Raw genomic sequence first — 13,986 nt, 5'->3', positions numbered from 1 at the left:
CATAGATTAATTACGTAATGAAATCATGTCATACACATAACGTGCTTGATCATAAGTTGGTTGAATTGTAAATGCTTCTTTTAAATGATGTAAAGCGGCATCTGTATCTGTTGTTGAAACCGCATATAGTACACCTAAATTATAATGCGCATCTGCATTTTCTGCATCTAGTGCTAAAATTTCTTTCAACAAAGGTTCTGCTAGTTCAAACATTTCCATACTTGCTAGTGCAATGCTATAAGAAAGCGCGATTTGAATATCTCCGGGTGCTAGTTCATATGCGCGTTGTAAATATGGTAAGGAAAGCTTGGTATGTCCTTCTTTTTCAAAGCTTTTCCCAAGCATAAAATAGGCATCTGCCCCTTCAATTCCATTCGAAATAGCTTTTTCATAAAGTTTTGCAGCTTCCTCGAAACGCTCCGCATTATAGTATAAATTTGCTAGACTATAATAGGCAGTTGCCGCATGCTCATCTAGTGTAATTGCTTTTTGAAAAAAACGTTCCGCACGATCATTTTCATTCATGGAAGCTAGTAGATTTCCAAAGTTAATATAGCCGATTGCTTCATCTGGATTTTCTTCAATTGCCTTCGTAAATAATTCCACTGCTTTTTCATAATTTTCTTCTTGTATTGCTTGAATACCTAATTCATTGTAATTCATCTTAGAAACCTCCTGTTACCCGACGTAGTCCAATTTCAATCCGTCTTTAAACACTTCATCAATTGTTGCGCCACCTAGGCATTCATCACCTTGATAAAAAACAACGGCTTGTCCTGGTGTAATTGCTCGAACTGGTTGATCAAATGTTACCAGTACTTTGTCTTCCGGAAGAAGTTCTACATGAACGCCCACATCTTCTTGACGGTAACGGAATTTCGCTGTGCAATTAAATGAGGTTGGTTTATCTAATGTCGTTGTAAATGATAGATTCGTTGCTGTTAAACTTGTTGAAAATAGTGCATCATTATTAATATTTTGACCTACTAACAATACATTTCGCGCTAAATCTTTTCCAATGACAAACCATGGATCTCCAGAACCTCCGATGCCTAAACCATGACGTTGTCCTATCGTGTAGTACATCAGTCCGTCATGATGCCCCATTTGTTTGCCATCCATTGTTTCCATGACACCTTTTTGAGCTGGTAAATATTGTCCTAAAAATTCTTTGAAGTTTCTTTCTCCGATAAAACAGATACCAGTTGAATCTTTTTTTGTTGCTGTAGCTAAACCTTGCTCTAATGCAATTTCTCGAACTTTTTTCTTTTCCAAATGACCAATCGGGAACATAACTTTTTCTAATTGCTCTTGGTTTAATTGGTTCAAGAAGTAAGTTTGGTCTTTGTTATTATCTTTTCCACGTAGCATTCGGGTTTGTCCATCTTTTTCATCCACTTGTGCGTAATGCCCAGTCGCTAAATAGTCAGCTCCTAGTGCTAATGCATGCTCTAAAAATGCTTTGAATTTGATTTCTTTGTTGCACATAACGTCCGGATTAGGTGTTCTTCCAGCTTTGTACTCTTCTAAGAAATACGTAAATACTTTATCCCAATATTGTTTTTCGAAATTCACTGCGTAGTACGGAATTCCAATTTGATTGCACACTTTAATAACGTCTTCATAGTCATCAGTTGCGGTACAAACGCCAAATTCGTCTGTATCATCCCAGTTTTTCATGAAAATACCAATGACGTCATACCCTTGCTCTTTTAGTAGATATGCCGCAACGGATGAATCGACGCCACCGGACATTCCGATAACTACTCGTGTATCTTCTATTTTTTTCACTTTTATTCACTCATTTCAATTATCCTAGAATAATTTTACTTATTTTATTGGCAGCTTCTACTGCTTGCTGCTCTGTATTATTGATCCCAAAACTAAAACGGACAGAATTTCGAAGCTCCGGTGTATTTTCTCCATACATCGCAACCAATACATGAGAAGGATCAATGGAACCAGCCGTACACGCAGAACCACTAGAGGCATCGATTCCAGCTAAGTCTAATTGCACTAAAAACGTTTCTACATCCGTTTTTGGAATGCTAATGTTCAACACATGTGGTAACACATGATCGATTGAACCGTTTACTGTAAACTGAACGCCATTACTTTCTAATTGCTTTATGAAAGCTTGTTTCAAATGAATATACTCATTGGCACTTTCTTGTAAATTCGCTTGCTTTAGTTCGACTGCTTTTGCAAAAGCGACGACCGCTGGAATATTTTCTGTTCCTGCACGTCTTTTACGTTCCTGTTGCCCACCGTAAAACAAAGGTTTCAAGGCTATTCCTTTTCTCGCATATAAAAAGCCGATCCCTTTTGGTCCGTTAATCTTATGGCTGGACACACTTAGTAAATCTACATGTAGTGTTTGCACGTCTATTCCAATACTGCCATATGCTTGTACTGCATCTGTATGGAAATAAGCTGGATGATCTTTTAATAATTCGCCAATTGCTTGAATTGGTTGAATTGCACCAACTTCATTATTCGCATACATAACAGAAACTAAAATAGTATCGTCTCTAAGCGAATTTTTCAAGTCATTGATATCGATGATCCCATCTTTATTTACTGGCAAATATGTCACGTCAAACCCTTCACGTTCTAATTGCTCGCAAGCATGTAGCACCGCGTGATGTTCAATTTGCGTAGTAATAATATGTTTTCCTTCACTTTTTCGAGCATATGCAGCACCAAATAGAGCGTAGTTATCTGCTTCTGTTCCACCACTTGTTATTGTAATTTCTGTTTCATGAGCGCCGATACTTGACGCAAAAATGTTACGTGATTTGTCTAGTTTTTTTCTTGCATTTCTACCCGTCTGGTGAATGCTTGATGCATTACCAAATTCTTCGTTTATTTCGGTTGTAAATGTTTGTATCACTTGTTCTGCCATTGGTGTAGTAGCGGCATGATCTAAATATATTCTAGTCATTTAAAAGACTCCTTAAATATAAAACATATACCCAGTGTCGTCTGGATTATCTTCTGTATATTTTGCTAAATCTTCAATTGTCGTCGTATCTAGCACATTTTTTACTGCGTCTCGTATACGCATCCATAATTCACGTTGTGGCGGTTCTTCCTCTTCAATACCTTCTACTATTTGAATCGGTCCTTCCAAAACACGAATAACATCTCCTGCAGTGATTTCATTCGGTTTACTGGATAGCATATACCCGCCGTATGCTCCCCGAACACTTTTCACAAGTCCTGCATTTCGTAAAGGAGAAACGATTTGTTCTAAATACGCTTCGGATAAATTATGATCTGCTGCAATTGTTCGAAGGGCAATAGGCCCCTCTCCAAACTGCTTGCCTAAAGCGACCATTATTGTTAAACCATATCGTCCTTTTGTTGAAAATTTCAATATATTCCACCTCATTAAATAATCAATTTCTCCTCGGCGTAATTACGTCCAGAGGCTTTAACTTTATTCAGTCAGATTTGACCTAACTGAATTATATACATTTTTTTGTATTCATCTTGCTATTAATAGAAGTGGCATACTTCTACTGAAAAAAGTTAAAAAATACTTAAACAAGTATAGCATAACTAGGCGCTAGAACGAATTCAAAATGACTTTTGGGCAAAACTTCGGTATAATTAAAGAACAGACGTTTGAATAAGGAGAGATTGTTTTGAGCAACGAACCTTTAGCATATCGAATGAGACCTCAAACGATAGATGAAATTGCTGGTCAGCAACATGTTATTGGAAAAGATACAGCTTTATATAAAATGATTAAAAATGGGCATGTCCCTTCGATGCTTCTGTATGGAGATCCAGGTGTAGGAAAAACTTCCCTAGCATTTGCAATTGCCGGCACGACCAAGCTACCGTTTGTAGCACTTAATGCAACAAAAGCAGGGAAAAAAGATGTGGAGGACGTCGTAGCTGATGCACGCATTAGCGGAAAAATTATTTTATTTTTGGATGAGATCCATCGTTTCAATAAATTACAACAAGATACCTTACTTCCACATGTGGAAAATGGCTCTATTATCTTAATCGGTGCTACAACTGAAAACCCTTTTCACGATGTGAATCCAGCCATACGCTCACGTTGCGGAGAGATAAAACAGCTAAAACGACTCACAACCGAAGATGTGGACATGCTATTAGAAAGGGCCTTACTTGATAAAGAAAAAGGGCTAGGCAAGATGGCCATTGCCATTACAGACGAACAGCGAAAAAAAATCGCAGATGCCGCTAATGGGGATGCTCGTAAAGCATTAACCTTATTAGAATCGACTATTTTTGCGAGTTTTGAAGAAGACGGAGTAACAAAAGTAGAAGATGGTATACTGAACAGCTTAGTTGATCGTGTCGGTGTTTTTGGTGATAAAAAAGGTTCTCATTTTTATAATTTATTATCTGCTTTGCAAAAATCCGTTCGCGGAAGTGATACGGATGCGGCATTATACTATTTAGCCCATTTACTTGAAAACGGGGATTTAGTTGCCGTATCTAGACGGCTACTCGTTATGAGCTATGAAGATATCGGCTTAGCCAACCCTTCCGTCGGTCCTCAAGTTCTTGCAGCAATACAATCGGCCGAAAGACTAGGACTCCCGGAAGCTCGAATTCCTTTGGCGAATGCAGTTGTACTGATGTGTTTATCAGAGAAGTCTAACTCAGCTTATTCAGCTCTTGATGCTGCAATTGCGAGCATTCATGCAGGTAAAACGGGAGATATACCAAGCCATTTGAAAGATACACATTATGCAGGAGCAACGGAGCTTGGTCATGGTGGATATATTTATCCACATGACCATAAAATTGGTACGTTCGGAGGCTGGGTGAACCAAACCTATTTACCCGATAGTTTGGTCGGAACAAGATTTTATAAACCAATTGAAGCTGGAGAAGAAAAACGGTTAGCTGCAATTTATAAACGTTTGGAAACGTTCAAAAAAGAAAAATAATCCAAGTCGGACAAATGTCCTGCTTGGATTTTTTGTTGGCTATTGGGATAGAGCTACGAATGAAAGTTACTGCTGAGGCTTCCGCCAGTTAAGTGTTAAACAATTGGAATTTATTTTCGGATAACTATATAATTTTTGGATTATTACACGGCTCGTCGCTCATCCACAAAAGTGAAACGTCACTGTGCTGGGTAATTGGTGGGAACAGGCGCTTTTATTATTGAAAGCATCTAACATAAAATAGTTATTACATCTAACCAAATTTCCCAGAACAAAAACGCCTATCTCTACCTCTATATGACAAATTGAAATGATAAATATTAATGATACGTTGCACATAATAGGGAAACCGCGTCTTAGTGCGCTGACTAGTGACCACCTTGATTTTCGCTGCAGTCGTACGCTTTCTTACCGGGTAAGCGATGAGCCTTCACCGCCGCTTTAGCGGGCGTTGTGAAGACTCATTTTGCTCACGTAGAACAAAGGCTAAGTACGCCACATCGTGTGGCAACGCCTTTGAAACCAACATCGTGTTGGCCTCGACAGCAGTCGACGCCAGCAGCGAAAACCAATGGAAAGTTCTAACTAATTGTAACGAAATTCTTACAATAAATGGTGTTCCGCGACAATACACACCACGAAAGCTACAAAGCCCCCGCCGAACGCGACAACGACTATCTAGCAAATACTTGTTGCCGCGCCCACGGAAAGCGTCCACCCTGTAGCGGAAATCCCAGCGGACACTTTATTCAACTCTCTACGACACACTTTCACTATACTACGTTCGTTTGAAAAAGTGACACAATTTTCTTATGTTACACGTAAAAAGCTATCCACATTTCAAAACTTTTATAGTTTCCTCACTAGCGTTGCATAAAATTATTTTCCTACTGTCAAGAGAATAATTATATAAAACAAAACCATATATGAAATTTATTTCTTTAATCTTCTGATGAGATTGATAAAGACTTAGATGTTTGGAATGATATTTTTTTAGATACCGTAGATTTACACGGACATTTTCCAAAGTATAATTTTTATGGTCCTGTACTATTTAAAATTAAAATTGAGATAATTCTTCAACCAAATTTACCGGACATATATATTACGAAAGATAATCCTATTAGATGGCAGTTAGGGATTCCTTTGCACGAAAACTATTTTAAAAACATAGAAGAACTTAAAGCTAATTATAAGTTAGGCTCCTATAAAGAAATGTTTACATTAAAAAATACGTTATCACCAGTATATTTTAGTAATTACTTAGAAGAAGTCATTTTAGACAATCCTAAAGTAGATCTCACCTATGGTGATAAAAAAAGGATTATGCTTTTGCATGAAGCCGATAAAATCATCAAGAATAGTCGAAATGAAAGTTCTTATGATTACAGCCAAGTTAAATTCTGTGTTCTAGAAAATTATGTTAGTTGTTATTGTACCCACAATTATATAAATAGCACTAAAACTGAGGATCTTGAACGTTACTTCCTATATAATGGTGACCTAGTTGCTCAAAAATAGGCATACATAAATTCATTCATGATAAGCACATACCAGTGAAAATATAGCCAATAACTGTTTAAAAAATAGAAATGCTGAAAACTATATTACTTTCAGCATTTCTCTTTAAATTCAAGACTAATGCAATTACTGGTTCATCTAACTTTTCATGTAAAATCTTTTACATTATCATCTTTATAATCTTCTAATATTTTAAATTGAACTTTTTCATCTTCTAACCAACAAATAAACCACTCTTCTTTTCGTGACCTATCTGACCATTTTTCCATATAGCATTCCCATATAATATCCAAATTAAAAACAGCTAAATATTCCTCTATGGCATCCTTTTTAAATAATAAGTTGCTTTCAAACCCATAATATTTTGAATCAAATGCAATTATATTTCCTTCTCGATCCTTCCAAACACCTTCAGATGACTGAATTAATTCAAAGTAATTAACAATTTTTTGATTTGGCAATAAATAAGTATAGGTTGCTCTTTCCAAACTATAAATATCAGTATTACTTTCCCAAAAATATTCCCAAATTGCATCCTCACATTCAACCTTATAAGTACTCTCATTATAAAAGTTATTATTAAAAGCAGGGTGCCAAAAATGTTCTAACGCATAAATACCTGATGAATGTGGCCATGAAACCCCTAAATTACCTTTATCCTCCATTCTAGAAGCGATATATTCATCCTTATCATTTTTGGATAATAAAATTGCTTTTGTTTTAATACAAAATTCATCTTTATCCTCAAATTTCTCACCTCTATTTTGCTGTATTAGCAGCTGAGATAAAGAAATATATTTGATTCCATCAAAATCAACAAAAATAAAACTTTTCAGTTTATTGAATTCCTCTTTTGACTGAGCCCATTCCTTACTTGGCTTATAAGGTAATAAATTCGGGATTAAATTGGTATTTTTTTCTTTAGGTGGCGGCATTATTAAAGTTGGATCATATTTCCTTATAAATGAATCCCAAATCCCTGTATAATCTTTATATATTTTTCGCGTCCCCAAATAATGCTCCTCTTCTTTCAACACTTTAATTTCTGTCTCTTCAGGGAAATATATATCATCATTTTCCTGAGGACTAATACGTGGTCGAGAAGCTGCTAGCCTTCTTTGTGATTCATTTTCTCTATACTGTATGTACTCTGTTGTATATAATCTTTTTTCTTCATAAATTGGATGGTTATCAGACAATCTAGCCAACATCTCATAAAGCGCTAACCATTGGTATTTTTTTCCAATACGCTCTACCTTATTCTCATGTCTATCGTAATTTCGTAAATTCCTATCATAATAGCCATGTTTCTTTTCATCATAACCATATTCTAATATTCTCATAATAGCTATGTTACTTAAATCTTGGTCATTAAATTGATTTCTCCAATCTCTTAATGCACTACCAAACGTATATCTTCCAAAGTCTCCATATCCACCTATACCTCGACCATATTCAGTTGTCATGGAATTAACAATGTAATCAAAACCCGTATACTGAAGATTCATTTCTTGTTTAATCTCATTACTTTTTTGATCAATATCTTGAATAGTATATGAATTTATAAACCACTTGCTTGTATAGGGCGGATTAACTCTAAAATAATCTTCACTATTAACAATTCCTTTGTCTATAAAAAATAATATAATACCCCTTGCATAATCTCTGACAAGTATATTTGGGTATACTTCATCTTTAGTAAAAATATTATTATATATAATGTCTACTATTTCTTTAACTTCAGAAACAGTCTCCAATCTAACAACTGCTCCATAAATACTTGCTAACAATCTTTCTAAAATATACGAATCATTTATATTAATAAATTTTGTTAAATTTTCTACAATAATTTTAGGGCTTTTTAAATATATTCTTGTTAAAGCATTAGTAGAAATATCTCTTAAAGATTTATTAGTAGTTGTAAATAGCCAAATTAGAGTGTAAGAAAGTAATAAAAAATTCTCATATTTGAAATGTTGGTAGCTTATAGATTCTTTTAAGACATGTTCTATTAGTTTTTTAGGGACTTCCAAATTATTATTTATAACTATTGTCCAACTATATTCACGACTAGACATAGACATATCAAATAATAGTTCATTTAGGAATAGGATATTAATAGGTGAATCTTTGACTATAGATTGCTTAATAAGTCTTTCATACGTTAGTGATCTTAACCCTATATCATCTTGAGATAAGCAAACCTTAATCCATCTTATAGTGTTATCCTCGATGAATTGGACATTTCTCCACGAAATGCCTCTAATAAAAGATTCAGCTAATCCTATACTAATCTTACTGTCCTCTAAAACATCTAATAATTCCAATCTTAATTTCTCTGCAAATAAAATGGTTAAACTTTCGTTTATACCAGTATAAAAATAATCATCAGAAATCACTAAATCCTTTACTACCTCGGGACTTTCTTTATATAGTTCAACTATGTTCAATGAAATATAGATATCTGAAAATCGCTCATATGTAAAATAAATTAATCCTTTTCCTTGATATCCTTTATTGACAGTTAATAAGCTTTCTTCTTCCAATCCCATTAAAATTTCTCTATAACCTGAGGTATACCTACTGGAAATTTCATTTAAAATTTGATAAAATTCTTCATCTGCAATATATTGTGTTTTATTTTCAAGAAATTTCTTAGACAAAGCCCTCAAAATCTTGTCTACTAAATTTATAGAACTAGGAAATGGGAACCTTGGATCTATTGATAATCTTTCATTAACCTTACTTACATATTTTTCTAATACATCTACAATACTCCAGCTTTTATAACCTTCATACTTTTCTTCAAAAGTTTCACAATAAATTTGTAAAAACAAAGGATTATAACATTCACTTTCCATAGAAGGGAAAACTAAAGGATTTATTTTATAAAAATTAAAAAAAGGCTCTAATTGCTCTAAAGTTAAATCTTCAAACCCTTTAAGTTCTAACTTATGTAAAGGAAAATCTAAATCTATATTTTCCGGTAAAACACTCCTCAAAAAGTTGCTTCTAACAGACAATGCAACAGAAATCCACTCAAATTCTTTTAAATAATTTAAAAAATCTAAGAGATAATTTCTCCAGAAAAACTTACCTTCTCCTTCATTCATTGCATCGATAACTATTAACATCTTTTTATTTTTATGTTTTGCTCTATTATTCATTTCTCTAAAAAAATAATCTTTAGATCCTTTATAATCTATCAAATCTAACATTTGATTAATTGGATGCTCTCTAGTATTAAAATGTTGGCCAAGATACAATAATACAGAGTGTCCGTTTGCCATTAACTCTTTCGAATTATCAGCCAATAAATGAGACTTTCCTATCCCCCCATCCCCGTAAAATAAAAGATAAGGCTCTTCTATTAAATCAAGATTAAATAAAGTTACTTTTTCATGGATATCTCTTATAACGGTATGAATCCTATTAATTTCCCTTAAAATAATTGACTCAATTTCATCAAATTCTTCTTCGTACATTTTATATCTCAATTTATCCAGTCCTGTACTGAACTTATCTATTTCACTTAAAAATCTATCTTTATTTTCTTTACTATAAAATTCTATAGAATGATAATTCCATGCATTTAAGTTGCTTAAAAAATCCGTTATAAAGTTCTTTTTAATTTGTGAATCAGACAAATGTAAAGTAAATTTTATTTCAAGCTCTCTAACATTTGTTTTCAAATTTTCGAAACTATTTCCGAATTCTTTACTTACTAAATCATTCGCAATAAGGGAGTTGAAGATTTTGTTATATTTTGTTGTCACATTAGCTTCAGCGTTATATCTTTTACCTAAATCAGATATATTTCTATTTAGTAACTTATTTAAATATTCGTCATCGTATTTCTTAATAAGTGATATTTGTTCTAATTCGTAGAAATTTTTTTCTAAATACCGCTTTAAATCTTCATTACCCTCAACAATACTGCTTTGAATGTTAGCAATAATCTGCATTTCGTTAGTTTTAAACTTTGAATCTCGAATGATTTCCAAGTACTTCAAAAGGTCCGCAAAATACGCATTTACTGCGGAATCATTTGACAATTCATTTAACTTTGCATTCCTTCTAAAATCATTTATTGATTGAATTGCTAGCGACGATAAATACTCTATAAAATCGGACTTAGATTGACTCTTATGTTTTGCACCAAAAACATACTCAAAAATTAAATATGCATTCTCTCTTTCGTTTAAAAATTTTTGGAATGTATTTGTGTCAACAGAAGAGCCTTCATACTTTATTTGAAAATCACTTATTTTTTTTAGCTTACTCTTCAAAAAGATTCTTTTTATAAAAGGTTCTGTTACCATCTCAGCTATTTTTCCAATTATAGGTTTCAGTGCGAATGTAATAATTTCCAATTAACTCACCTCAATCCATTATATATTATAATTATACTTAACAATTGAGTTAAATTAAATGTATAGATTAAATATCTAAACTTTAAATTGGATAAAATCCTTACAATGTTGTTAATTAGGCTTTTAATAATTAAATCCAATTCAAAACAGTAATACATAAGTGCATCGTTTCAATAAATTACAGTAGGATACACTACTTCCCCATGTGGAAAATGGCTCGATCATCTTAATAGGCACTACAACAGAAAACCCTTTTCACGATGTGAATCCAGCCATACGATCACGTTGCGGAGAAATAAAACAGTTAAAAAGACTTACAACCGAAGATGTAGACATACTTATAGAAAGAGCCTTGTTAGATAAAGAAAAAGGGCTGGGGAAAATGGCCATTGCCATTACAGACGAACAACGAAAAAAAATTGCCGATGCCGCAAATGGGGATGCCAGAAAAGCGCTAACCTTATTAGAATCGACTATTTTCGCAAGCTTTGAAGAAGACAACGTAACAGAAGTAGAAGATGGTATATTGAACAGCTTAGTTGACAGAGTCGGGGTTTTCGGTGATAAAAAAGGATCGCATTTTTATAATTTATTGTCTGCATTGCAAAAATCTGTTCGAGGGAGTGACACGGATGCGGCACTATATTATTTAGCCCATTTGCTTGAGAATGGAGATCTAGTTGCTGTTTCAAGACGATTGCTCGTTATGAGCTATGAAGATATTGGACTTGCCAATCCTTCCGTAGGTCCGCAAGTTCTTGCCGCAATACAGTCAGCTGAAAGACTTGAGCTACCGGAAGCACGGATACCACTGGCCAATGCAGTGGTACTAATGTGTTTATCGGAGAAATCTAATCCCGCTTATTCCGCACTCGACGCTGCAATATCGAGCATTCATGCAGGTAAAACGGGAGATATACCAAGCCATTTGAAAGATACCCATTACGCAGGAGCAGCGGAACTTGGTCACGGTGGATGTATTTATCCTCACGACCACAAAATTGGTACGTTCGGAGGCTCGGTCAACCAAACATATTTACCTAATAATTTGTTCGGAACAAGGTTTTATGAGCCAATTGAAGCTGGAGAAGAAAAACGATTAGCCGCTATTTATAAACGTTTAGAAACATTTACAAAAGAAAAATAATCCAAGTGGGATGAATGTCCTGTTTGGATTTTTCCTTCTATTTTAAGATAGAGCTTCGTACGAGAGTTACTACGGAGGTTTCCACCGGTTGAATGCTTAGCCATTTTCGACGCTCCAATTCATTAGAACTTCTATCTAATCTAGTGTCTGCACATATCAGAAATTAAATTGATCCAATAAACTACTTACTATTAAATAAAATCTAATTAGAAAATGCGTCCTCCAAATAATGAACACGTTTACTGGAATAAAATCCATTTCTTTCAACCTCTTATTGTACTAAATCTGCTTATTCCTCAATATCTCACTCCAAGTAAACTTGCTATTTTAAGAAATTAGTTGCTTTCATGAGTAATTTAGTTGCTCTCGCGCTAATTTGATTGCTTTCAGAATAGAAATAGTTGCTTTCAAAGACCGATTGGTTGCCCTTACCCATTCTTTGGAATTTAATATCGAATAGCTACATAATTTCGGGATTTAGCGCTTTTATTCTTGAATTTATTTTCCATTAAAAAGGAAAATTTAATCAAGCTAATATTCCCATAAAAAAACTCCGTACGAGAAATTTCTCATGCGGAGCTCTTTATTACACACCCATTTTGCGGCGTGTATTACTTACTTTCTTCGTCATTTGACTTTTTGCCTTTTGGTTAGCAGCTGGTCCATTTGCTTGCGCTTTGCCACCACTTGCTTGGTTTTTCTTTTCTTCCAACTTTTGTTTCACTGCTTCTTGTAATGTCATTTTCTTTTTAGGTGCTTCTTGATTGGTCGATTCTGTCATTTTCCATCCCTCGCATTCCTGATTGCTTTATTTTTAGTATAAGCGATAAGGAAAAAACTGCAACTAATTACTTCACTCGATTGATCGGAATTTCTTTAGTAATATCATTGATTACCCAACTAGCACAAATCAGCCCTACTGAAGATGGAACAAATGCATTAGAAGATGGCGGCATTTTTGCTTTACGAATGGCGGCATCTGGTTTCCCAACGGTTTCTACTACATCCTCGCGCACGACTATTGGGCTTTCATCCGAAAAGACAACTGGAATCCCTTTTGTTATACGATCTTCTTTACGTAATTTATTGCGAATAACTCGCGCAATTGGATCTGTATGCGTTTTCGAAATGTCAGCAATTTGAAAACGAGTAGGATCGGTTTTATTTGCCGCTCCCATACTTGAAATAATTTTAATGCCACGTTTTAAACATTCTTTCATCAAATGAACTTTATAAATAATTGTATCTGACGCATCAATTACATAATCTATATTCATAGCAAAAAACTGCTCATACGTTTCTTCTGTATAAAACATATGCATATCGATTACTTCACAGTCTGGATTAATATCAGCAATTCGCTCTTTCATCACTTCTGATTTCGAACGACCGATTGTTGACATGTATGCTACTAATTGGCGATTAATATTCGTAATATCCACATTGTCCTTGTCCACTAAAATAATTCGACCGACTCCACTTCTTGCACATGCTTCTGCTGCAAAAGATCCAACCCCACCAACACCTAAAATAGCGACTGTCGTATTTCTGATTAAATCTACGCCTTCTTTTCCTACTGATAATTCATTTCTAGAAAATTGATGTAACATATAAACACTCCATCTGTATCAAATTGGTTAGAATCAATTACGCCTCGGCGTATCTCAAAATTTGTGACATCCTCCGAAAGACTTAACTTGACTCAACATAGTTTTTTTTGCAACGAGCTTGCGCAGCAGTAGTTATTGTGTGCTGAGTCAAGTTAAACCCAACAAAAACCCTCCAGCAAATAATTGCTAGAGGGACATTAGTAATCTAGGACGAATCCCAATCGTGCCGACAATATAAAGCGTATCGTTTTGAACCCGCACTCAGCAGGTGGGTGTCCTCTTTATTACTTTTGGCGTCCCTTAGAAAGGGCGTGTCATTCATAATAAAAGTTAGACTCCCGACGATAAAAATTGTTCGGTCAAAACTGATTGCATGTTGCGAACACATCAGGATTCGT

The 13,986-nt window shown here is 34.5% G+C and carries 9 protein-coding genes, 1 other RNA gene and 1 pseudogene; 3 read left to right on the top strand and 8 right to left on the bottom strand.

Features of this window, described 5'->3' with window-relative positions; all coding sequences use genetic code 11:
• Window positions 1-6: 6 nt before the first annotated feature.
• From ACIQ38_RS07690 to cymR, 4 genes are read right to left on the bottom strand one after another with little or no spacing between them, the layout of a single operon-like run.
• Window positions 7-663 carry a tetratricopeptide repeat protein gene (locus tag ACIQ38_RS07690; RefSeq protein WP_402820445.1) on the bottom strand — a complete coding sequence of 219 codons (657 nt, stop codon included), beginning with the start codon at window positions 661-663 and terminating at the stop codon, window positions 7-9.
• Window positions 664-678: 15 nt separating this feature from the next.
• Entirely contained in the window at window positions 679-1,791 is a 1,113-nt protein-coding gene (gene mnmA / locus ACIQ38_RS07685) for a tRNA 2-thiouridine(34) synthase MnmA (protein WP_402820442.1), read from the bottom strand.
• Window positions 1,792-1,810: 19 nt separating this feature from the next.
• Complete coding sequence (locus tag ACIQ38_RS07680) at window positions 1,811-2,944, bottom strand: cysteine desulfurase family protein (protein WP_402820439.1); 1,134 nt, start codon at window positions 2,942-2,944, stop codon at window positions 1,811-1,813.
• A gap of 12 nt (window positions 2,945-2,956) precedes the next feature.
• Window positions 2,957-3,379: a cysteine metabolism transcriptional regulator CymR gene (cymR, locus tag ACIQ38_RS07675; protein ID WP_402820436.1), complete on the bottom strand. Its 423-nt coding sequence runs from the start codon at window positions 3,377-3,379 to the stop codon at window positions 2,957-2,959.
• Between the two features lie 271 nt (window positions 3,380-3,650).
• On the opposite strand from cymR, the gene ACIQ38_RS07670 reads away from it, so the two are divergent.
• Complete coding sequence (locus ACIQ38_RS07670) at window positions 3,651-4,937, top strand: replication-associated recombination protein A (RefSeq protein ID WP_402820433.1); 1,287 nt, start codon at window positions 3,651-3,653, stop codon at window positions 4,935-4,937.
• 1,146 nt (window positions 4,938-6,083) lie between these two features.
• Window positions 6,084-6,458, top strand: a complete 375-nt coding sequence (locus ACIQ38_RS07665; RefSeq protein ID WP_402820430.1) for a hypothetical protein — start codon at window positions 6,084-6,086, stop codon at window positions 6,456-6,458.
• 146 nt (window positions 6,459-6,604) lie between these two features.
• Here ACIQ38_RS07665 and ACIQ38_RS07660 read toward each other — a convergent pair whose 3' ends face one another.
• On the bottom strand, window positions 6,605-10,831 hold the full coding sequence (locus ACIQ38_RS07660) for an ATP-binding protein (RefSeq protein WP_402820427.1): 4,227 nt from the start codon (window positions 10,829-10,831) through the stop codon (window positions 6,605-6,607).
• Between the two features lie 160 nt (window positions 10,832-10,991).
• Here ACIQ38_RS07660 and ACIQ38_RS07655 point away from each other — a divergent pair.
• Window positions 10,992-11,978 (top strand): annotated as a pseudogene (locus ACIQ38_RS07655) (AAA family ATPase); the annotation flags it as partial.
• 586 nt (window positions 11,979-12,564) lie between these two features.
• Here the strand turns inward: ACIQ38_RS07655 and ACIQ38_RS07650 are convergent.
• The 3 genes from ACIQ38_RS07650 to ssrS form a co-directional block, all read right to left on the bottom strand.
• A complete protein-coding gene (locus ACIQ38_RS07650) occupies window positions 12,565-12,759 on the bottom strand; it encodes a hypothetical protein (RefSeq protein ID WP_402820424.1) in 195 nt (64 codons plus the stop codon).
• 67 nt (window positions 12,760-12,826) lie between these two features.
• On the bottom strand, window positions 12,827-13,588 hold the full coding sequence (locus ACIQ38_RS07645) for a tRNA threonylcarbamoyladenosine dehydratase (protein ID WP_402820421.1): 762 nt from the start codon (window positions 13,586-13,588) through the stop codon (window positions 12,827-12,829).
• A gap of 210 nt (window positions 13,589-13,798) precedes the next feature.
• A non-coding RNA gene (ssrS, locus tag ACIQ38_RS07640) (6S RNA) lies at window positions 13,799-13,985 on the bottom strand.
• Between the last annotated feature and the right edge of the window lies 1 nt (window position 13,986).

This window comes from Psychrobacillus sp. NPDC096389 (assembly GCF_044762855.1).
Classification (GTDB): Bacteria; Bacillota; Bacilli; order Bacillales_A; family Planococcaceae; genus Psychrobacillus.
Note: the sequence above shows the minus strand (reverse complement) of the source record. Positions and strands in the feature narration are given on the sequence as shown.

Coding starts and splice junctions, on each gene's coding strand:
- ACIQ38_RS07690 (WP_402820445.1), bottom strand. CDS start 663: ATGAATTACAATGAATTAGGTATTCAAGCAATACAAGAAGAAAATTAT.
- ACIQ38_RS07680 (WP_402820439.1), bottom strand. CDS start 2,944: ATGACTAGAATATATTTAGATCATGCCGCTACTACACCAATGGCAGAA.
- ACIQ38_RS07650 (WP_402820424.1), bottom strand. CDS start 12,759: ATGACAGAATCGACCAATCAAGAAGCACCTAAAAAGAAAATGACATTA.
- ACIQ38_RS07645 (WP_402820421.1), bottom strand. CDS start 13,588: ATGTTACATCAATTTTCTAGAAATGAATTATCAGTAGGAAAAGAAGGC.